Annotated in this window: 25 protein-coding genes, 1 other RNA gene and 2 pseudogenes; 19 read left to right on the top strand and 9 right to left on the bottom strand. The window is 38.7% G+C overall.

Features of this window, described 5'->3' with window-relative positions:
• Positions 1–11: 11 nt before the first annotated feature.
• The 11 genes and pseudogenes from ACZ42F_RS07825 (at position 12) to ACZ42F_RS07775 (ending at position 8,760) form a co-directional block, all read left to right on the top strand.
• Positions 12–440, top strand: coding sequence for a F0F1 ATP synthase subunit epsilon (locus ACZ42F_RS07825; protein ID WP_464278554.1), 429 nt, complete (start codon positions 12–14; stop codon positions 438–440).
• 85 nt (positions 441–525) lie between these two features.
• Positions 526–1,611 (top strand): NTP transferase domain-containing protein, encoded by a 1,086-nt coding sequence (locus ACZ42F_RS07820; protein WP_464278553.1) that lies wholly within the window; start codon positions 526–528, stop codon positions 1,609–1,611.
• Between the two features lie 32 nt (positions 1,612–1,643).
• Positions 1,644–1,877, top strand: coding sequence for a DapH/DapD/GlmU-related protein (locus ACZ42F_RS07815; RefSeq protein ID WP_464278552.1), 234 nt, complete (start codon positions 1,644–1,646; stop codon positions 1,875–1,877).
• 185 nt (positions 1,878–2,062) lie between these two features.
• Positions 2,063–2,326, top strand: a complete 264-nt coding sequence (locus ACZ42F_RS07810; RefSeq protein WP_464278551.1) for a cell division protein ZapA — start codon at positions 2,063–2,065, stop codon at positions 2,324–2,326.
• Positions 2,326–2,511, top strand: a non-coding RNA gene (gene ssrS, locus ACZ42F_RS07805) — 6S RNA. Before ACZ42F_RS07810 ends, ssrS begins: the two co-directional genes overlap by 1 nt.
• A gap of 98 nt (positions 2,512–2,609) precedes the next feature.
• Positions 2,610–4,167 (top strand): annotated as a pseudogene (rny, locus tag ACZ42F_RS07800) (ribonuclease Y).
• A gap of 28 nt (positions 4,168–4,195) precedes the next feature.
• A pseudogene (locus tag ACZ42F_RS07795) lies at positions 4,196–4,950 on the top strand (TIGR00282 family metallophosphoesterase).
• Positions 4,937–6,118, top strand: a complete 1,182-nt coding sequence (gene tyrS / locus ACZ42F_RS07790) for a tyrosine--tRNA ligase (RefSeq protein WP_464278550.1) — start codon at positions 4,937–4,939, stop codon at positions 6,116–6,118. The pseudogene ACZ42F_RS07795 and the gene tyrS overlap by 14 nt, the downstream one beginning before the upstream one ends.
• Positions 6,119–6,154: 36 nt before the next feature.
• Positions 6,155–7,042 carry a UbiA-like polyprenyltransferase gene (locus ACZ42F_RS07785; protein ID WP_464278549.1) on the top strand — a complete coding sequence of 296 codons (888 nt, stop codon included), beginning with the start codon at positions 6,155–6,157 and terminating at the stop codon, positions 7,040–7,042.
• Positions 7,043–7,044: 2 nt separating this feature from the next.
• Positions 7,045–8,484 (top strand): threonine synthase, encoded by a 1,440-nt coding sequence (thrC, locus tag ACZ42F_RS07780; RefSeq protein ID WP_464278548.1) that lies wholly within the window; start codon positions 7,045–7,047, stop codon positions 8,482–8,484.
• Between the two features lie 3 nt (positions 8,485–8,487).
• Entirely contained in the window at positions 8,488–8,760 is a 273-nt protein-coding gene (locus ACZ42F_RS07775; RefSeq protein ID WP_464278547.1) for a hypothetical protein, read from the top strand.
• 5 nt (positions 8,761–8,765) lie between these two features.
• On the opposite strand, the gene ACZ42F_RS07770 is transcribed toward ACZ42F_RS07775, so the two are convergent.
• The 7 genes from ACZ42F_RS07770 to ACZ42F_RS07740 all read right to left on the bottom strand — a co-directional run bounded on the left by ACZ42F_RS07770 (position 8,766) and on the right by ACZ42F_RS07740 (position 13,762).
• Entirely contained in the window at positions 8,766–9,524 is a 759-nt protein-coding gene (locus ACZ42F_RS07770; RefSeq protein WP_464278546.1) for a GGDEF domain-containing protein, read from the bottom strand.
• An 11-nt stretch (positions 9,525–9,535) separates the two neighbouring features.
• Entirely contained in the window at positions 9,536–9,850 is a 315-nt protein-coding gene (locus ACZ42F_RS07765; RefSeq protein WP_464278545.1) for a hypothetical protein, read from the bottom strand.
• Positions 9,843–10,661, bottom strand: coding sequence for a bifunctional DNA-formamidopyrimidine glycosylase/DNA-(apurinic or apyrimidinic site) lyase (mutM, locus tag ACZ42F_RS07760; RefSeq protein ID WP_464278544.1), 819 nt, complete (start codon positions 10,659–10,661; stop codon positions 9,843–9,845). Before mutM ends, ACZ42F_RS07765 begins: the two co-directional genes overlap by 8 nt.
• Positions 10,661–11,737, bottom strand: coding sequence for a ChaN family lipoprotein (locus ACZ42F_RS07755; RefSeq protein WP_464278543.1), 1,077 nt, complete (start codon positions 11,735–11,737; stop codon positions 10,661–10,663). The genes mutM and ACZ42F_RS07755 overlap by 1 nt, the downstream gene beginning before the upstream one ends.
• The gene (locus tag ACZ42F_RS07750; RefSeq protein WP_464278542.1) at positions 11,728–12,993 is read right to left on the bottom strand and encodes a phenylacetate--CoA ligase family protein; all 1,266 of its coding nucleotides are present in this window, start codon (positions 12,991–12,993) and stop codon (positions 11,728–11,730) included. The genes ACZ42F_RS07755 and ACZ42F_RS07750 overlap by 10 nt, the downstream gene beginning before the upstream one ends.
• 111 nt (positions 12,994–13,104) lie before the next feature.
• Positions 13,105–13,503: a hypothetical protein gene (locus tag ACZ42F_RS07745; protein ID WP_464280228.1), complete on the bottom strand. Its 399-nt coding sequence runs from the start codon at positions 13,501–13,503 to the stop codon at positions 13,105–13,107.
• Positions 13,427–13,762 carry a hypothetical protein gene (locus ACZ42F_RS07740; RefSeq protein ID WP_464280227.1) on the bottom strand — a complete coding sequence of 112 codons (336 nt, stop codon included), beginning with the start codon at positions 13,760–13,762 and terminating at the stop codon, positions 13,427–13,429. Before ACZ42F_RS07740 ends, ACZ42F_RS07745 begins: the two co-directional genes overlap by 77 nt.
• A 190-nt stretch (positions 13,763–13,952) precedes the next feature.
• Here ACZ42F_RS07740 and ACZ42F_RS07735 point away from each other — a divergent pair, with 190 nt between their 5' ends.
• The 8 genes from ACZ42F_RS07735 to ACZ42F_RS07700 all read left to right on the top strand — a co-directional run bounded on the left by ACZ42F_RS07735 (position 13,953) and on the right by ACZ42F_RS07700 (position 18,521).
• The gene (locus tag ACZ42F_RS07735; RefSeq protein WP_464278541.1) at positions 13,953–14,711 is read left to right on the top strand and encodes a radical SAM protein; all 759 of its coding nucleotides are present in this window, start codon (positions 13,953–13,955) and stop codon (positions 14,709–14,711) included.
• A gap of 53 nt (positions 14,712–14,764) precedes the next feature.
• Positions 14,765–14,914 (top strand): hypothetical protein, encoded by a 150-nt coding sequence (locus ACZ42F_RS07730; protein ID WP_464278540.1) that lies wholly within the window; start codon positions 14,765–14,767, stop codon positions 14,912–14,914.
• Complete coding sequence (locus ACZ42F_RS07725) at positions 14,892–16,337, top strand: Rne/Rng family ribonuclease (protein WP_464278539.1); 1,446 nt, start codon at positions 14,892–14,894, stop codon at positions 16,335–16,337. Before ACZ42F_RS07730 ends, ACZ42F_RS07725 begins: the two co-directional genes overlap by 23 nt.
• Positions 16,338–16,880, top strand: a complete 543-nt coding sequence (locus ACZ42F_RS07720) for an epoxyqueuosine reductase QueH (protein ID WP_464278538.1) — start codon at positions 16,338–16,340, stop codon at positions 16,878–16,880.
• A gap of 91 nt (positions 16,881–16,971) precedes the next feature.
• Complete coding sequence (locus ACZ42F_RS07715) at positions 16,972–17,394, top strand: radical SAM protein (protein WP_464278537.1); 423 nt, start codon at positions 16,972–16,974, stop codon at positions 17,392–17,394.
• Positions 17,363–18,043 carry a coproporphyrinogen-III oxidase family protein gene (locus ACZ42F_RS07710; RefSeq protein ID WP_464278536.1) on the top strand — a complete coding sequence of 227 codons (681 nt, stop codon included), beginning with the start codon at positions 17,363–17,365 and terminating at the stop codon, positions 18,041–18,043. The genes ACZ42F_RS07715 and ACZ42F_RS07710 overlap by 32 nt, the downstream gene beginning before the upstream one ends.
• A complete protein-coding gene (locus ACZ42F_RS07705) occupies positions 18,019–18,246 on the top strand; it encodes a DUF2905 domain-containing protein (RefSeq protein ID WP_464278535.1) in 228 nt (75 codons plus the stop codon). The genes ACZ42F_RS07710 and ACZ42F_RS07705 overlap by 25 nt, the downstream gene beginning before the upstream one ends.
• Positions 18,247–18,347: 101 nt before the next feature.
• The gene (locus tag ACZ42F_RS07700) at positions 18,348–18,521 is read left to right on the top strand and encodes a hypothetical protein (RefSeq protein WP_464278534.1); all 174 of its coding nucleotides are present in this window, start codon (positions 18,348–18,350) and stop codon (positions 18,519–18,521) included.
• On the opposite strand, the gene ACZ42F_RS07695 is transcribed toward ACZ42F_RS07700, so the two are convergent.
• Together ACZ42F_RS07695 and ACZ42F_RS07690 are read right to left on the bottom strand one after the other, a co-directional pair.
• Positions 18,518–19,417: an ABC transporter substrate-binding protein gene (locus tag ACZ42F_RS07695; protein ID WP_464278533.1), complete on the bottom strand. Its 900-nt coding sequence runs from the start codon at positions 19,415–19,417 to the stop codon at positions 18,518–18,520. The two genes, ACZ42F_RS07700 and ACZ42F_RS07695, sit on opposite strands and share 4 nt — an antisense overlap.
• Positions 19,350–20,132, bottom strand: coding sequence for an ABC transporter ATP-binding protein (locus ACZ42F_RS07690; RefSeq protein WP_464278532.1), 783 nt, complete (start codon positions 20,130–20,132; stop codon positions 19,350–19,352). Before ACZ42F_RS07690 ends, ACZ42F_RS07695 begins: the two co-directional genes overlap by 68 nt.
• Positions 20,133–20,230: the final 98 nt, after the last annotated feature.

Raw genomic sequence — 20,230 nt, 5'->3', positions numbered from 1 at the left:
AAGGTGACATCATGGCACGTACATTAAAGTTAGAAATAGTGACTCCAGATAGAAAGGTTCTTTCTGAGGAAGTGGAATATGTAGCTGCTCCTGGAGTAGAGGGTGAGTTTGGGGTCTTGCCCAACCACATCCCTTTTCTCTCTGCTTTGGGAGTGGGCAGTCTTTATTATAAAAAAGATGGTAGACGTTTTTATGTCTTTGTTGCTGGGGGATTTGCAGAAGTAGGTCAAAATAAAGTCTCTGTGTTAGCTGAACTGGCGGAAAAGGCTGAAGAAATCGATGTGGAAAGGGCCAGAAAGGCTTTGGAAAGAGCCCAGCAAAGACTTCAAGAACAAGCAGATAGAGAGGCTTATGCCAGGGCAAAGGCTTCTCTTGCCAAGGCCTTACATAGAATGCGCTGTAGAGAAAGTGCTGTACAGGCTGGCACTTGCAAAATGTAATTAAAAGTTAGCTTGCTTTTTAAATGCCCCACTCTTAAAATAGTCAAAGAGTGGGGCATTTCTTTTTTAAAGGAGTAATGAATTTATGCAGGTTTTGGGGATAATTTTAGCTGCAGGAAAAGGGACGAGAATGGGGCTTACAGGTCCCAAGGTGATGCAGGAAATACTGGGAAAGCCTTTACTCTGGTATGTGCTAAAGAGTTTAGAGAAAGTGGCTGATACAGAAGTTTATCCTTTGATAGGGTATCAAAGGGCAGTTATAGAAAATTATTTCCCAGAATATAAAGATAGATTTATCGTGCAAGAAAGTCAGCTGGGTACCGGACATGCCCTGCAAATGGCCTGGCCTTTAATTGAGCAAAAAAAGCCAGAGTATATCTTGGTTACCAATGGAGATACTCCTTTAGTGGAACCTGAGCATTTTAAATTGTTATTGGATAGAGGGAAGGATTTTGACTTGAGTTTTCTTTCCTTAACTCTGGAAAATCCCAAAGACTATGGACGGGTGTTGAGAAATGCTAATTTTGAAGTAGAAAGGATTGTGGAAGCCAAAGACCTATCAGTACAGGAAAAAGTAATTAAGGAAGTAAATGCTGGAATTTATTGTTTTAAATTCAAATTTTTACAGGAATGCCTATTTGAATTAAAGGCAGAAAATGCTCAAAAAGAGTATTATATTACCGATTTGATTGGTATAGCTAAAAAAAGAGGTTTTAAGGTTGAAGGAGTCAATTTAGGTAATGTTTCTGAGTTGTTGGGCATAAATACTGTTTACGAACTTAGCTCACAAGAGGAGTTTTTACGCCAAAAGATTGTAAATTACTGGCAAGAGCAGGGTGTACTTATCAGACAACCCTGGGGTGTGGTCATTGGACCTGAAGTTGAACTGGAAAAGGGAAGTATCCTGAGTGGCCCACTTCACCTTCTGGGGAAAACCCGAATTTATGCTTCCGCCAGGATTGGTGCTTATACCTTTATTAAAGATTCTGAGATTGAAGGTACCATCCATGAATTTTGTCATGTAGAAGGGGCTGAGGTAAAAAGAGGAGTCAATGTAGGACCTTATGCCAGACTTAGGCCTGGAGCTTATTTAGAAGAAGAATCCAGAGTTGGTAATTTCGTAGAAGTGAAAAAAGCAGACTGGGACGAGGCAGCAAGGCCAATCACTTAACTTATCTTGGAGATAGTGACATTGGACCTGGAGTGAATATTGGAGCTGGTACCATTACTTGTAATTATGACGGTAAAAACAAACACCAAACCATTATAGAAGAAGGTGCTTTTATTGGCAGTAATACTGCCCTGGTTGCTCCCATTAAGATTGGCAAAAGAAGTTTAGTGGGTGCGGGTTCCACCTTGACTAAAGAGGTGCCAGAGAATACCCTGGCTATTGCTAGAGCTAAACAAGTGCTTCTACCCAGAAAGAAAAAAGACTGAGATGGAACAAATTAGCTTGCTGGAAAAAAAATTGAAGAACTCTTACTTAAACAGCGCAAAATTTTAAAGGAAAACTGGCAGTTAAAAAGAGAGCTTGAAAAAGAAAATCATAAAAAACAACAGGTTAGGAAAAAGATAGAGAAGTTGTTGCAAAAAATAGAAGAACTAAATATAGAATAAGAAGGATGACTGGCTATAATTTAAAAATTTTAGGAATGGAGGTATCTTTTAAAACTGATGTGCCTCCAGAAAGGGTGAATAAAGCCAGGTCCTTGTTAGAAGAACGTTTTAAGGTGTTGGAAGAGAGGGGAAAAAAGCTAAGCAAAGAGAAGTTGCTTATATATTTAAGTCTAAGCTTGGCAGATGACTACCTGGAGTTGGAGAAAAAGTTTCAGCAGGTAGAAAGTCGTATCTCCAGGCTTTTAGATAGATTAAACCGAGAAGAATAATCTTCCTGAAGGGTTCGTGATAGTGGGAATAATTTTTGAGCCAATGCTTACCTCTTGGGAGCCGTTGTGTAGCTCTGGTGTGCAGGCCTCTTGTCTGACAAGAGGAAGCCTAAAAGAGTTACTTTGGCGCCCACCTATACATAAGAGGTTCAAAATTACCCGCTACACGGCCTTTTGGGGTTTTATCTAAAAAGGCACTTCCTGTTTTCTTTTCCCCTCTTAATAGATATTTTGTTTTTGCGCCTGAAAGAGGCGTTACTATATATATTTTAAGGAGTTAGCGATGTTAAGTAGTATCATTATTACCGCCTTTATTACTTTTGGAGTTGGAGCTGTTGCTGGGATTTTCTTTTATAAATACTTTTTAGGTAAAGAATTAGCTGAAAGTAAGAAGCTAGCTGACAAGATTTTAGAAGAAGCTAGAAAGGAAGCCAGTGCTCAGAAAAAAGAAGCTCTATTACAGGCCAAGGATGAAATATTTCGTCAAAAAAGGGAATGGGAGCAGGAATATCGGGAAAAGGAGAAAGAGCTTAAAAAGCAAGAGCAGCGCCTGCAGGAAAAGGAAGAGCGTTTAGAAAAAAACTAGAAGATGTTTCTCAAAAGGAGCGAGAACTTCTTTCCTGGGAAAGTAAACTCAGTAAAGAGGAGAGAAGGCTAGAAGAAAAAGAGCAGAGCTGGATGCTTTGATTTTGGAAGAGACCAAGAAATTAGAAGAAGTTTCTGGCCTTACCAGAGAAGAAGCCAAAAAGATTTTACTGGCTGAAATGGAAAATCAGGTTAGGCATGAAGCAGCCAAAAGAATGCGTCAGATTGAAATGGAAGCTCAAGAACAGGCTGCCAAAAAAGCCAAAGAAATTTTGGCCACAGCTGTACAGCGTTATTCTGGAGAATATGTAATTGATAATACAGTTACAGTGGTAGAACTTCCCAGTGAAGAGATGAAGGGTAGGATTATTGGACGAGAAGGTAGAAATATTAGGGCCTTAGAGGCTGTTACTGGAGTTGACCTTATTATTGACGATACACCAGAGACAGTAGTCCTTTCTGCCTTTAATCCTTTACGCAGGGAAATTGCCAGACAGGCTTTAGAGCGCCTTATTAGTGATGGTCGCATTCATCCTGCCCGTATTGAAGAGGTGGTGCAGAAAGTAGAAAAGGAAATGGAAGACAAGTTAAAAGAAATAGGAGAACAGGCCACCTTTGATGTGGGTGTGCATGGTATTCATCCAGAGTTGGTGAAACTTTTGGGTAGGCTTTATTATCGAACCAGTTTTTCTCAAAATGTCCTGCAACATTCCTTAGAAGTAGCCTTTTTGTGCGGAATTATGGCTGCTGAATTGGGATTGGATGAGAAAATAGCCAAGCGAGCAGGCTTGCTTCATGACCTAGGCAAAGCTGTGGATCACGAAGTAGAGGGCCCCCATGCCTTAATCGGAGCTGATTTGGCTAAAAAATATGGAGAGAGTGAAGAAGTGGTGCATGCTATTGCTGCTCACCATGAAGATGTAACTCCTTCCAGTGTGTTGGCTGTTTTGGTCCAGGCTGCAGATAGTCTTTCTGGAGCCAGGCCTGGTGCTAGAAAAGAACTTTTAGAGAATTATGTAAAGCGCTTAGAGGAATTGGAAAACATAGCTACCAGCTTTGATGGCGTGGAAAAGGCCTATGCTATTCAGGCAGGAAGAGAGCTTAGAGTGATGGTGGATTGTGAAAAGGTAGGTGATGAAAATACTTATCTCTTGTGTAAGGATATTGCCAAAAAAATAGAAGAAGAAATGACCTATCCTGGACAGATAAAGGTCACTGTAATTAGAGAAAGAAGGGCTGTGGACTTTGCCAAGTAAGTTCAGGGTATTGTTCTTAGGAGATATTGTGGGCCGCAGAGGACGAAAGGTAGTAAAGTCCTTTGTAGCCAAGGTAAGAAAAGAATATGAACTTATTATTGCCAATGCAGAAAATGCCTCTGGCGGTTTGGGACTGAATGCCAAAAATGCCTGGGAGTTAAAGAAAGCAGGCATAGACATTCTAACCTCTGGTAATCATATCTGGAAGTTTAAAGATATAATTAAGGTTTTAGAAACAGAAGAGTGGATACTTAGGCCTCTAAATTATCCTTTAGCCCCTGGACGGGGCTTTACTTTTTTTCTCTTCCACAGGGAGGAGAGATTCTGGTGATTAATCTGCAGGGCAGGACTTTTATGGAGGCTATAGATTGCCCTTTTTTAGGTGTAGATAGGTTGCTGGAAGAGCTCAATTTTAAGGGACCTGTTATAGTAGATTTTCATGCTGAGGCTACTTCTGAAAAGGTGGCTATGGGCTATTTTTTGGCCGGGAGAGTCAGTGGAGTCTTGGGAACCCATACCCATGTGCAAACCAATGATTGTAGAATACTGGATGGTTTTACCGCTTATATTAGTGATGTGGGCATGTGTGGCCCTGTGGATTCTGTTTTAGGAATGGAAAAAAGTATTATTATAGAGAGATTTTTAAGCAAGCGTCCACAAAAGTTTGATTTGGCTAAGGGAAAGGTCAAGGTTTGTGGACTGAGCTTGACTATAGATAGGCTTACTGGCAGATGTGAGGACATTGCTTTTTGTAATTGGGAGGAAGAAAATGATTCCTGTTGAAGAACAGTTAGCCCTTATTAAAAGAGGGGCTGTGGAAGTTATTGAAGAAAAAGAATTGGTGGAAAAAATTAAAACCAGGAAAGTATTACGCGTCAAAGCTGGGTTTGACCCCACTGCTCCAGATTTGCACCTGGGACATACTGTTTTGATTCACAAACTCAGACACTTTCAGGAGTTGGGCCATCAAGTTATTTTTCTAATTGGTGACTTTACTGGAATGATTGGCAATCCCACAGGTAAGTCTGAGACACGGAAAAAACTTACCCGGGAAGAAGTGCTAAAAAATGCAGAGACTTACAAAGAGCAAATTTTTAAAATCCTGGACCCAGAGAAAACTGAAATCGCCTTTAATTCTTCCTGGATGGATAAGTTTTCTGCTGCAGATTTTGTGGAGTTGTGCTCCAAATACACAGTAGCCAGGATGATGGAAAGAGATGATTTTAGCAAGCGCTGGAAAGAAAATAGACCCATTTCCATTCACGAATTTCTATATCCTTTGGTGCAGGGCTATGATTCAGTGGCCTTGCAGGCAGATGTGGAACTGGGGGGGACAGATCAAAAGTTTAATTTGTTAGTGGGAAGGACCCTGCAAAGAGAATATGGCCAGGAGCCCCAGGTAATCTTGACCATGCCTATTTTAGAAGGCCTGGATGGGGTGCAAAAAATGAGCAAATCCCTGGGGAATTATATTGGAATTACTGAGCCTGCCAAGGATATGTTTGGTAAACTCATGTCCATTTCAGACGAGCTTATGTGGCGTTATTATGAGTTGTTGTCCAGTAAGTCCATGGCTGAAATTGAAAAGATGAAGGAGCAGGTGAGCAAAGGAGAGCTTCATCCCAAAAAATGTAAAGAAGAACTGGCCCTGGAGATTACTGCCCGTTATCATGGAGTGGAAGCAGCCAGAAAAGAATTAGAAGCCTTTAACCTGGTCTTTGCCAAAGGCAATATTCCAGAAGATATTCCTGTATTTGAAGTTAAAGAGAAAAAAACAATTGTGGATATCTTATTTGAAAGTGGATTATGTAAATCCAGGGGTGAAGCCAAACGATTGTGTAAGCAAAAGGCCATTCATCTGCCGGAAAAAGACAATCAGAGTATAACTGCTATTGATTTTGTGTTTGAGCCCGGGGAATATGTCCTTAAGGTGGGAAAAAAAGGTTTTTAAAGGTAATAGTAGATAAATAAGTTGTTTTTAGAAACAATGGATAAAAAGATGCTGGAAAAGAATTTGCTTTTAAAAAAAATAAAAGCCTTTTGCCTATTAGTAAAAATAGAGCATTCTGTTTTTGCCCTCCCTTTTGCCTATATTGGCCTTTTTTGGTCAGCTAAAGGTTGGCCTGGCTGGAAGAGTTTTTTATTTCTCACTTTGGCCATGGTGAGTGTGCGTTCTTTTGCCATGGTGGCCAATAGATTGGCTGACTTAAAATTTGATGCCAAAAACCCCAGAACCCAGGACCGTCCTTTAGTAAGTGGAAAGATAAGTGTAAAGGAAGGCTATCTCTATTTAGGTGGGGCTGCTTTAATCTTTATCCTGGCCTGTTTGGGGTTAAATAAGCTTTGTTTTTACCTTTCTTTTCCAGCACTTATCTGGTCTGCAGGTTATAGCTTTAGTAAGAGGTTTACCTGGTTTTGTCATTTTATCTTGGGCTCTGTATTGGGACTTGCTCCCATAGCTGGGTGGATTGCTTATAAACCTGAGTTTGCCTTGCCTCCTGTACTCCTGGGATTGGGCGTTATGTTTTGGGTAGCTGGCTTTGATATCCTTTATAGTTTGCAGGACATCCAATTTGACCAGCAGGAAAAGTTGTTTTCTGTTCCAGCTTGTTTTGGCCTAGAAGCTGGTTTTGGTTTTGCCATGCTTTCTCACTTTATTGCCTTTTTATTTTTTCTTTTAGCTGGCTATGCCTTTAGCAGTGGTTATATTTATTTTTTAGGGCTTTTACTGGTAGGTATTGTTTTAAGCATAGAGCATAAAATTATTTCTCCTAAGGATTTGAGTAAGATTAACCTGGCTTTTTTTACCTTAAATGGTTTTATTGCCATTTTTTTGTTTTTAATTGTGTTATTTGATTTATATGTAGGAGTTTAGCTATGTTATCTTTTCCTCAATATAGGGGCAACTTATCTTACCGATGTCTTTCTTGTGGGCAAGAATATCCCAGTTCTAATCTTTATTATACCTGTCCCGAGTGTAAGGGTGTTTTCTTACTAGTGGACCATAATTTTTCTAGTTTAAAGCAGAAAAGTGGCTCAGAGTGGCAGGAAATTTTTGATAATAGAGCCAGAAGTAAACGTAAGGCCTTTAGAGGAATTTTTCGCTATTATGAACTTATGGCTCCTATTTTAGAGGAAGAGGATATTGTTTATCTGGGAGAAGGACATACTCCCATCGTAGAAGCCAGTGAAAAACTTAGCAGGTATGTTGGTCAGCCTTTAGCTTATAAAAATGATGGGCAAAATCCCAGTGCATCTTTTAAAGATAGGGGCATGGCCTGTGCCTTTAGTTATTTAAATTATTTGGTGCGTAAACATGGTTATAAAAAGATTTTAACCATTTGTGCTTCTACCGGGGATACCTCTGCTGCAGCTGCCATGTATGCTGCCTATGTGAGTGAGTCCATTGGTTCAGTGGTACTGTTGCCTAAGGGTAAGGTTACTCCCCAGCAACTGGCTCAGCCCCTGGGCAGTGGTGCTCTGGTTTTAGAGCTTCCAGGAGTCTTTGATGATTGCATGAAGGTAGTGGAATATCTGGCAGACAACTATCAGGTTGCTTTACTCAATTCTAAAAATGCCTGGAGAATTTTAGGCCAGGAAAGTTATGGCTTTGAGATTGCCCAGTGGTATGATTGGGATTTAGCCAACAAGGCTGTTTTTGTGCCCATTGGCAATGCAGGAAACATTACAGCAGTTATTAATAGTTTTTTAAAGTTATATAAATTACAAATAATTTCCACTTTACCCAAAATTATTGGAGTCCAATCTGAGCACGCTGACCCTGTGTTTAAATACTATAGCCAACCCAAGGACAAGAGAAGGTATAGTCCGGTAAAAGTAAAGCCCAGTGTGGCTCAGGCCGCCATGATTGGCAATCCGGTTTCCTTTCCCAGGGTAAAAGGGCTGGTAGAAGAGTATGAAAATCTGGGAGGAACTTTTTATGTGGTGCAGGTTAAGGAACAGGAAATTATTGAAGGCATGCTTTTAGCCAACAGGCATGGCCATATTTCCTGTACCCAGGGGGGAGAATGTTTGGCTGGACTTATCAGAGCCAAGGAAAAAGGGTTACTGGATAAAAGGGAACTGGCAATTTTAGATGCTACTGCTCACATGCTCAAATTTGTAGGTTTTCAGCAGATGTATTTTGAGAATTCCTTTCCTCCTGAATATGGCATTACACCTAAGAAAGAATTAATTAACTGGCCTAAAGAGGTTTTATCTGAAGAAGAGAAAAGTCAGCTTGATTTTCAGGATTTTGTGCAGAAGGCAGGCGAAGCCATTGTCCAGACTTTGGGAATAGAAAAAAACGAGGAGTAGTAGATGACCAAGATTCCAGACGGACCTTTTTATTATCCCAATCCCTTGGATAAAAAAGAACGCATGTACGTGCGTAAAAATGAACAGGGAGAGATAGAATTTCGATTATGGCACCAGGACCACCCTAGAGTCTGGGAAGAGCATGGCTGGCTGGATTTAGGTATCGTAAAAAGGGCACTTAGCCTGTATCAGGGCAAAGACAACCCCTTAAAGTTATATGACCTGGTTATAGCTAGAGCAATTTTAAAAGAGTGGGAAGAAAAAAATAAAAAATAAGAGCCTTATTTTTTTAAATCACAGGCTATTTCAGAATAACACTTTACCTGATTACGCCCACCACTTTTGGCTGCATAAAGGGCTTTATCTGCTTTACCAATAAGGTCTTCAGGCAAATCAGAAGGAGCTACCTCGGCTACTCCTATACTCACACTAAAGTGAATAGGGGAAGTAGTTTTTCCATCTTCTTGTCTGGGCACAAACTGGTAGCGGTTGATATCTAGCCTCAGAGCTTCTGCTCGTAAGTAGGCTTCTTTTTCATTTAAGTCTTCTAAAATTACAGCTATTTCCTCACCCCCATAACGACAGGCCAGGCCACTAGAAACATCAGCGTGGGACTTAATAATTTTAGCAGCAGCTCTAAGCACATCGTCTCCAATCAAGTGTCCCCATTTGTCATTTATGGACTTAAAGTGGTCTATATCTATCATAAGTAAAGAAAGTTTGCGGCCACTTTTTATCAGAGCTGGAGCAGTTTCTTTGATATAACGGTCAAAAACACTGCGATTAAAAAGATTGTCCAGGAGGTGGTCATATCTGGCCTTTTCTTCTAACATTTTGGCCTTTTTTTCCCACTTTAGGGCTTCTTTTTGGTTGTTTTCAATGATAGTGGTCACTTCTTTTTTGATAAAAGTAATTAAGTCTCTGGGGTTGGGATTTTTTTCAATGGTGGCAATGGTTTTATCTTGAAAGGTTTTTAATTGTTGATTTTGAGATATAAAGTTGTTTTTTAAGGAATTCAGGATATCTTCTATTTCAGCCACAATTTGACTATTTATCTTTTTTCTTCTTCCAGGCGCCTTTGGGTTTGGATTAATTTTTCCCGGCAATTTTCCAATAAGCCGTTTTCCAGAACCAGAAGAGCAGTAAAAAACTTGCCCAGGGAAAAGTCTTTTTCAGCAAAAAAAGCGAGTAATTTTTTCTGTAAGTTGGCTTTTTGTTCTTCTTTTAAAGAGGAAAAATAATAGATTAAATTGCGGATAAAAAGAAGAAGACCTGTCCAGTTGGGATTGTCGGCTATGCCTAAGTTTTTAAGCGTTTCTAAAAGTTCAGCTTGTTTTAAGGGTTTTAATGGATTGTTTTTATTCATATTTTTTTTGGCACTTGATGCAAAAAGTGCTAGTCCTTCCTGCTACTTTTAAAGTAGTTAATGTGTTTTTACACTTAGGGCAAGGTTTTTCTTTTTGTCCATAGACTTGAAATTCCTTTTGAAAATTTCCCTTTTGTCCTAAACCATTTACATAATCTCTAAAAGAACTACCTCCAGCTTGAATGGCCTTTTTTAATACCTGCAATAAGGATTGGTGTAGTTTTTTTAGTATATCAGGAGGAATGGCCCTGGCTATACTTTGAGGATGAATCTTGGCAGCAAACAGGGCTTCATCAGCATAAATATTACCTATGCCTGCAATAACTTTTTGATTTAATAGTAAAGATTTTACCCTGGCAGAAGATTGAAAAAGGGTTATAAACTTTTCTTCAGTTATTTCAAATGGTTCTGGACCAAGGTTTTTAATAAAAGACCAATTAAAAAATTCTTCTTGGGTAAAGAGATAGATACGACCAAATTTGCGTACATCTTCAAAAAATACTTTTTTATTTTCACAGGTTAAGATAAAATGCACATGTTTGTCTGGTGCTTCTTTAGAGTGAGCTACAAAAATTTTTCCTGTCATTTTTAGGTGAAAGGCCAAAATTTTTTTCTTGCTTAAAAGAAAGTAAAGCAATTTACCTCTTCTTTTTATATCCAGGATAGGCTCTCCTAAAAGGTCCTGGGGGAATTTAAGATTGTTTTGCACCAGGCAATGAGAGTTTATCAATTGGGCCCTGGTTATAATCTTTTCTTGAAGTAAAGGAAGAAGAGAATTTTTTATGGTTTCTACTTCAGGAAGTTCTGGCATTATAACTCCAAATTAAGGGTTAAAATTTCTTTTTCCCGCCTTATTTTAAATTCAAGACGACTCTTATTCTGGATAGCTTTTAGAGCCAATTTATGAAGTTGCCAGAGGTCATGGATTTTTTGTTTATTTACTTCCAAAATAATATCTCCCTTTTTTAGGCCAGCCAGGTCTGCTTTGCTTTTGGGTTTTACTGCTTTTATTTGAATGGATTTATCCTTTTTTATTAGCCAGAGCCCCAGGCGAAAGGTTCTTTTGTGCGGAGTTTCTGGGCAGGTATAATAATATAGACTTGGGTTAAAGGTCTTAGAGTCTGAGGGGGTAGTTTTAGGTAAAAAGGCAAAGATGGTGGCCAGGGGGTCAAGTAAATGCAGACGTTTTTGCAGTCCAAAACCACCTTCTAAGTGGCCTGAGCCAATGTAAATCACTACTGGCGAGTTATATTTTTTCCTGGCCCAAAAAGCCTGTTCTGCCATTTTGCTTTCCCAAAGTGCCTGGCCTTTTAAGAAAGAATTTATTTTTACTGAAAAGTTGGGCAAAAAATTTTGATGTTCGTGAAATTGTTTTGCTAAAAATTCTTTTTGCTTGGAAGTGGGAGGCTGGTAAAAATAGGGCATGAGGTTTTGTTCATAAGGGGTTAGTTTTTTATCTTGAGTCCATTTTTTTAAAATGGCTTTGGGGATGTTTAAGGCGATTATTTTTAGCTGATATTCCTTGGCTCTTTTAAAAAGAGGCGCATAAAAGGCAAAATCATATCCCCAGGTCTTGTCCCAGTTAAGTTTTTGTGGAAGTTCTTGGATACTAATTTTTTGGGCTAAAAAATCATCCAGGACCTTTTGATAAGTTACATCCACCATTTCTAAGCCCAGAACAGGGCGGATGCCTTTTTGTAAAAGAAGGTCCAGAACTTTTGCTTCTATTAAGTGGTCGCAGGGATTTAAGTGGCGCTCTCCCACTAGGATATAATCACTTTTACTCCAGGAAGAATAAGCCCCCTCCAGTTTTAAAGGGGGTCTGGAAGCACAAGCAAAAAGAAAAAAACAGAGTAAAAAAGAGAAAAATATTTGTTTTAATCCCATTTCCTCTTGTCTTCAATGGGTTTGATTTGAGGTGGAAGAGTCCCGGGAGGAACTATTTTTAAAATAGGTCTGATTTTTATTTTTTCTCTAAAGGCGTGCAGTAAATCTGCCTCTCTGGTAAATTGACTGGCTTCAATGTAGAGGGTCATTTCATCGATTCCACCAGGATTGGTTACTTCTATTTGCCATCTTTTTACTTCTTCAAAGGAGGCCATCACCTGTTCTACCTGGTGTGGATAGACAAACATGCCCTTAATTCTGGCAGTGGTGTCCACTCTACCTACAATATTTCCTAGTCTGGGAGAGGTCCTTCCACAGGCACAGGGCGAATAGTCGATATAGGCCAGATCTCCTGTAGCCAGGCGAATTAAAGGATAGGTCTTGTTAAATACAGTTACTACTACTTCGCCTACCTCTCCTTCTTTAAGAGGGATGCCTGTATCAGGATGACATATTTCTACATAAGCTTTAGTGGAGATATGCAATCCTGTTTTGTGATAGCACTCATAACCAATACAACCCACATCTGCTGTTCCATAACCCTGGCGCATAATCAAATCAAATTTCTTTTCTATGGTAGAGCGCATCTTTTCAGAAAATTTTTCTCCAGTAACAAAAGCTACCTCTAAAAATAAGTCCTTTCTTAAGTTAAGCCCTTTTTCTTCACCCTTTTGCGCTAAGTGCAAAAGATAACTGGGAGTACCTACATAACCTGTTACCCTTAATTTTTGCATAATTTCTAACTGGAGGTTGGTATTTCCAGGGCCTGCAGGCACCACAGCACAGTTTAAGTTATTTAGGGGTTCTTCAAACATAAGCCCTGCTGGAGTTAAGTGATAATTTAAGGTTATTTGAGCAATATCACCTCTTCTAAAGCCAGCAGCATAAAAGGCTTCGGTCCAGCCCCAGTAGTCAGGCTCTCTACTTTCAGGGTCAAAAATGGGACCAGGAGACATAAATATTCTTCTTAACTCTCCCAAGTCCTGGGTGAGCAACCCCCCCAGCCTTGGACCCATGGATTGCAAAAAGATAAGTTCTTTTTTCTTTAAAATGGGAATATGTTTTAAGTCGTTTAAGGTTTTAAATTTTTCTACAGAAAACTGTGCCCGGTCAAAACGCTTTTTTACATCCTCAGAATACCTGTAAGCATAATTTAAAAGTTCTTTTAATTTTAATAGGTAATACTTTTCTCTTTCCTGGGGAGTTAAAACCTCCTTTCTACTCAATATGCCTTCAGTTCTGTCTTTACGAGTCATTTATCTTTTACCCCCTTCATGCAGGTTTTCTATCTTTAAAAAAATATTTTAATAGTAAAAAAAAAGAAAAATCAAGTTTTTCTTTTTTCTGGCGTAATAAATTGTAATTATTTACTTTTTTTCTATGTATCTAGAAAAGACCAAAAAGCCTGTGTGGGCTACCATTTGGTCTTGAGGTCTAAACCTTTCTGGAACCGGTTTATAGCGTCTAAGTAGTATCTCTACTACTTCTGGAGGGTAAAAGGGACCATTTTCCAGATGAGTAAGAAGGGTTATTACTTGGTTGGTGGTAGGGAGTAAAAAACCAAGAGGGGCTCCTGGTTTTACTGCTTTAAAGATGTGTTCCAGATAGTCCCAGGGAGTGCGTACATCTAAAAATAGGGCATCCACATCTTGTTGTAAGAAGCCTTCTGCTATATCCTGGTTAAAAAATTCAACCCGGTGCTGGAGATTGGCTCTTTTTAAGTTTTCCTGAGCTAATTGAGAAAAATTTTCTCTTTTCGTAGGAATAAACTTTACCTTCTTCTCCTACCATAAAGGCCAGAGCTGTAGTTAGAGCACCAGAGCCAGTACCTGCTTCAATTACCTTTTTACCTGGCCCAATATCCAGCTTGAGTAAAATATAGCCTATTTCTTTAGGATAAATGATTTGGGTTTTCTTTTTACTGATTTGACCAGGTCGTAAAGAGTGGGCTTTAAGAGATAAAAGGTTTTCCCTAAATGCGTACTTATTTGCTGGCCAAAATTGCTCTCTAGAATCTGCCTGTATTCTATCATGCCTTCGTTGGTGTTTAAAGAGCCTTCTTCTTTTACCACCCTAAAGTAGGTCTTGTCCTTTTCACTAACTAGCATTACCAAAGTATTGGGTTTTATCATTTTGACAATCTCCCTGCTTAAGTCTAAGCAGAGCGCTAGACAGTTGTCTTCTCTGTGTCAAGTTTTTAAAGAGGAAGAGGTTGATGAGTTTTAATTATGTGTTTGGTCCTGTTTATTCCAGCCGTTTGGGGCGTTCTCTGGGTATAGACCTGTTGGGAGAAAAGATTTGTAGTTTTGATTGCCTTTATTGTGAAGTGGGTAAAACTAAAGAAAAGACTTTAGAACGCAAGCCCTATGTTCTGGCTGAACAGGTGCTTAGAGAAGTGGAAGTTTGGTTTGCCCAAAACACTTTTTTGCCAGATGTAATCACCCTGGGTGGTAGTGGGGAGCCTTGCCTTAATGTACAGTTAGGAGAGATAGCAAAAAGCTTAAAACAAAAATATGATTTGCCCCTGGCCTTGCTTACCAATAGTAGTCTTTTGTTTTTGCCTGAGGTCTTAAAAGAAATAGAAGTATTTGATTTAATTTTACCTTCTCTGGATAGTTGTGTAGAAAAAGAGTTTCAAAAAATTAATCGTCCAGTAAAAGACATTACCTTAAAGGAAATAAAAGCCGGATTATTGGCTTTAAGTAAGCATTTTAAGGGACAAATTTTTTTAGAAGTGCTTTTGTTACCTAAAATCAATAATTCTAGGGAGAACTTAAAAGCTTTGCAGGATTTTATTTCCCAGCTGAATCTAGCCAGGGTGGATGTCACGACCATGACCAGGCCTGGAGCTTACCTTTTTCAAAGGGTGTCTTCAGAGGAAATAAAATACTGGCAGAAAAATCTTAGGGTGAATTTTAATAAAGAGGATACCAAGCCTAAGGCTGACTTTCATATTTTTCAAAAAGGGAAATAGATGAATCTAGTGTGCTTGCTTCTCTAAAAAGAAGACCCCAGAGGGTAGAAGATATGGCAGAGGCTTTGGGGGTGGAAAAAGCAAGGTTAGAAGATATGTTATATAAGTTGCTGCAAGAAAAAAAAGTTATGCAGATAAGAGATGAAAAAGAAATTTATTATCAAATAAATGAGGGAAAGAATGAAAAAAAGAATGTTTATTAGTTATCTTCCAGAAGAAGAAGTGGAAGTAGCCATTACTGAAAATGGATTGTTACAGGAATATTATGTTGAAGTCATTTCCCAGGATAAGACCAAGGGAAATATTTATAAGGGAAAAATTCACAATATAGATGCTTCTTTACAAGCTGCTTTTGTCAATTATGGAGCAGAAAAAAATGGTTTTTTACAGGTAGATGAGGTGCACCCTGAATACTATCAAAAGGAAATTCAGCCCTTACCTGGACAAAAGTATCCTCCCTTACATCGAGTACTAAAGGCTGGCCAGGAGATTTTGGTGCAGGTGGTAAAAGAGCCTACAGGCTCCAAAGGGGCCTATTTGACCACTTATTTGTCTTTACCTGGTAGGTACCTGGTACTTACGCCTGGAAGAGAAGAAATAGGAGTTTCCAGAAAAATAGAAAAGGCCAAGGAAAGGGAGAGGCTTAAAAAAATAGTGGAGAGCTTTGGCCTGGAAGAAGGTTTGGGGATTATTGTCCGTACGGTAAGTGAAGGTCAGACCAAGGCCAGTTTGCAACATGATTTTAATTTTTTAAAGAGATTGTGGAAAGATATTAAAGAAAAGGCCAGAAGTAAAAGCGCTCCAGCCCTACTTTATGAAGAAAAGGACTTGGTTTTTCGAGCCATTAGAGATTATTTGACCCAGGATGTGGAAGAAGTTTGGGTAGACCACGAACTGGTGGCTGTGCAGGTGGAAGAATATATTGGGCTTATGTTTCCCCGCAAAAAGAACTTGGTGCGTTTACATGTGCCTACCAGCGGGCTTAGCTTGTTTGAACGCTTTAACCTGGATGAGGAAATAGCCAATATCTACTCACGGGAAATAGATTTACCCTGCGGAGCCAGGCTGGTTTTTGACTACACAGAAGCGCTTACTTCTATTGATATTAATTCTGGCAAAATCTCTGGAGAGAAAAATTTTAAGGAAATGGCTTATAGAGCGAACCTGGAAGCTGCCCAGGTAATACCTTTACAGTTAAGACTTAGGGATATTGGAGGGCAGATAGTTGTAGATTTTATTGAAATGAAAGACAGACGCTATATTCGAGAAGTGGAAAAGGTATTACGCCAGGGTTTAAAAAAGGATAAGGCCAGGACAGATTTTATCCCCATCTCTCGTTTTGGGTTGGCCCAGATAGTAAGACAAAGACTGGGCACTTCTGCCTTTTCTTCTTCTTTGGAAAAGTGCACCTGTTGTCAGGGCCGAGGAGTTTTTCCCAGCCTGGAATGGCAGGCTCAATTGAGTTTGAAGAAAATCTATACCACCTTGAGAAAAGAGCACCCTAAAGAAGAGATAAATTTTAAGTTTCCAGCCCAACTGGCTTTATATCTTTTAAATAACAAGAAAAAAAATATTTTACGTTTGGAAGATAAATTTAAAGTCAAAATTATAATAGAGGCTGTATAGGTGAGGATTGTAGTTCATTGCTGTTGCGGTCCCTGCTCTATTTATCCTTTTCAGGTCTTAAAGGAGAAAGGTTGGGAGATTTTTGCCCTTTTTTATAATCCAAATATTCATCCTTTAACAGAATACCTACAAAGAAGAAATGCTTTCATAGAAGTTTGCAAGTATTTTGATATAAAATATCTGTGCCTGGACAAGGATTATAATCCTCGAGAATATTTTAGGCTGGTTAATTTTAGAGAAAACAATAGATGTTTTTATTGTTATCAATTAAGATTGGAAAAGTCTTTTTATATTGCTAGAAGAGGAAAGTTTGACTATTTTACTACTACTTTACTTTATAGTAAATTTCAAAAACATAACTTGATAAAAGATTTGGCTCTAGATATGCGTACTGGGAGCAAGGTAAATTTTTACTATTATGACTTTCGTGAAGGCTGGAGTATAGGACAAGAGCAAAGTAAAAAAATGGGTATTTATCGTCAGCAGTATTGTGGTTGTTTGTATAGTGAAGTAGAAAGATACGCCAAAGAACTTAATTCTTAATTTTTATTTGCATGCTTCTTTATATTCATTTCCCCTTTTGTGTCCAAAAGTGTAAGTATTGTGCTTTTATTCTCAGGTTTTGGTGCCTGAGATGGTTGAAATCTATGAGCAGGCTCTTTTGCAGGAGATTGATTTTTGGGCCAGAAATTTGGGAAGCAGGCAAATTGAGAGCATTTACTTAGGAGGTGGCACTCCTTCTTTATGTTCCCTTTCCTTTCTTAAGCAGGTCCTGGAAAAAATTCATCATTATTTTAAAGTCCCTTCTCCTATTGAGTTTACTTTAGAAGCCAATCCAGAATCTTGTAAAAAAGAGCAAGTTAAAGGCTGGTATCAATTGGGAGTAAATAGGGTAAGTCTGGGAATTCAAAGTTTTACAGAAGAAAACTTAAAACTTCTGGGCAGGATTCACTCGCTTAAAGAAAGTAGAAAGGCTTATTACTTATTGCGTCAGGCTGGATTTAAAAATATAAACTTTGATTCTTATGTTTGGCTTGCCCGGCCAGAGTGTAGGTAAGTGGCTGGAAGAAGTAAAAATGGGAGTTAGTTTGAGGCCAGAGCATTTTTCCTGTTATGGTTTTACTCTGGAGCCAGGGACCTATTTTGCAGAAAAAGAAAAGGACTATCTCTGGCCTCTAGAGGAAGAAGTGGCTAAAATGTATCTTTATGGTGCAGAGTATCTGGAGAGTGCTGGCTATCTGCAGTATGAGATTTCCAACTATGCTCGCATGGGATACAATGCCCAGCACAATGTGGGCTATTGGGAGGGAGCAGATTTTCTGGGGCTGGGACCCTCAGCAGTTTCTACTATAGGTCAAAAAAGGTGGCAAAATCCTCCCAACATCAAGCAATATGCCCTGGAGGTCGAGCAAGGTTTTAAAGGTTTAAAGGTAGAACGCATAGAAGGAATAAAAGAAGTAAATGAAATGGTTATGCTTTCTCTTAGAACCTGTAAGGGCCTAAGCCTGAAAAAGTTTAGACAAAAAACTGGCTTAAATTTTACCCAAATTTTTCAAAAGAGTCTGGAAGTACTGTATAATAAGGGACTGATTAGCTTTAGAAAGGGATATGTTCGCTTGACAAGGCCGGGATTGCTTTTAAGTGATAGTATAATTCCACAATTTTTTCTGGAGGAAGGTTTATGTCCGGATGGGGACAAGAGCTAGCCAGGGTTTTAATTTGGGGCGGAGTGCTTTTAATTTTGCTGGGATTACTTCTGTGGGGACTAGATAAAATTTCCTTTCCTTTAGGTAAACTGCCTGGAGATATTGTGGTGAGAAGGGGTAATTTTACCTTTTATTTTCCCTGGGTTACCTGTTTACTTTTAAGTGTGGTATTGAGCTTGCTTTTATTTATTTTTCGCAAATAAAATGCTTTTTTAAAGAAGTAGGTTTGAGAAGAAAAGCTGATAGTTGCCTTCTTGTAGTAAATAAGTTAAACGCTTCTAGTATTTTTTAGAAGGAGGAAAGTATGTGTAAAGATTGTGGATGTGGTCAAGGTAAAGAATCAAAAGGTAAAACCTTTATTCATGAACACGAACATTCCCATGGAGATATAGTGCATTCTCATCCCCATGAGCATGATCACGAACATGATCCAGAAACTGGAGAAGTTATTTATCACGACCATAAGCACGAAGACTAGTTTTGGGGAATAAGTCTCTTTTCTTTTAAAAAATTATGTAATTTTATAGCGGCCTGGATGGTATTAGGTCCAGGCCGAGAAAATTCTTCTTCTTTTACCAAGAAGATATTTTTCTTTTTTACTGCTTTTAAGTCCTGATAAAAGGTCCTGTTGGCCAGAGGATGATAAACAGGATTCATGGGCCCTACCTGCACAATATAAACATCTGGATTTAATTTTAAAAGTACCTCTGGGTTTAGGTGTACCAATTTTTTGGGGTGATTTAAAACATTTTGACCTCCAGCCATAAAGATTATTTCTGAGACAAAGGATTTTTTCCCTGCACCCAGTAAATTGGGATAGCGCACTTCAAAAAATACAGTGGGACGCTTTTGGGATGGCACTGGTTGTAGGTTTTCTAACTGGGCTTTAAGTTTTTGAATGAGCTTTTTGGCCTTGGGTTCTGTGTGAGTAAGAATACCTATTTTATGAATGCATTGAAAAAGCTCTGTAAAATTTTGGGGGTCAAAAATAGCCACAGTTAATCCAAAGTGTTCTAGTTTTTGGGCAATAAGTAAACTATGGGGCCTTTTGCCCATTTGTAATATGAGGTCTGGTTTTAAGCTTAGAATGGTTTCTAAAGAAGGCCTTAAATGAGTACCTACCTGGGTAAAGGTGAGCTTGGGATGAAGAGCCTGGTCCTGTTTGGTCCAGGCAATTAGTTTATTTTCCAGGTTTAAGCTAAGTAAGATATCTGTTATTCCACCGTAAAGACTTACTATTCTCGAAGCAGGTTTGGTTAAGGTAATGGTTTTACCCCGATCATCTGTAATGGTGAGAGCCTGGGCTTTAAAAGCCAAGCAAAGCTTGAGGAATGTTATTATCAGGATGATGGTAAATTTTAAATTGGGTTTCATAAACTTCCTCTAGGATTTCTGTTTTAAAAACTTCTTTAGTTTTTCCCTGGGCAATAATTTTTCCCTTTTTTATAAAAATCAGTTCTGAACACAGTTGAGCTGCTAAGTTTAAGTCGTGTGAAGTCAAAAGAATGGCTTTATTTTTTTCTTTTGCCTTTTGTTTTAAAAGTTTTAAAATTTGCAAGCATATTTTGGGGTCTAAGTTGGAGGTTATTTCGTCTAAGAGGATAAAAGGGGTATCCTGGGTTAAAATTTTAGCTAAAAGCACTTGTTTTTGTTCGCCACCTGAAAGGTGGGCAAGATTTTTAGCCTGAAAATTTATTAACTGCATCTCCTTTAGCCTTTCTTCTAAAAAAAGAAAATCCTCCCTTCTATATTGTCCTAAAAAGGAAAGATAGGGAAATCTGGCAAGTAAAAGATAATCTTTAACTCTTATTTCTGGAAAGGCAGGGTTTTGCGTAGCCAGGGATAGAAGCAAGGCCCTTTTTTCGAGGGGAGTTTTTGTACTTCCTGCCCCTGAATAAGAACCTGTCCTTTGTACTTTAAAAAGCCACTTAAGCAGAAAAAGAGTGGTTTTACCACTGCCATTGGGCCCCAAAATTCCCTTTATTTGCCCAGGCACAAGGGAAAAGGAGATGTTTTGCAAAAGCTTTTTATCTTCATAGCCAAAGCTTAATTTTTTTACCTCTAGCTGATGTTTTTGGGGGGTGGTCATAGGTTTTATCTTATCCTGAGATAAAGGGATTGTTAATATTTTTTTAGAAGGTTTTTGTTTTTAGGGTTAACTGGTTGATGTTTTTTGAAGTTTTTAGC

The organism is Desulfonauticus autotrophicus, from assembly GCF_055381725.1.
Note: the sequence above shows the minus strand (reverse complement) of the source record. Positions and strands in the feature narration are given on the sequence as shown.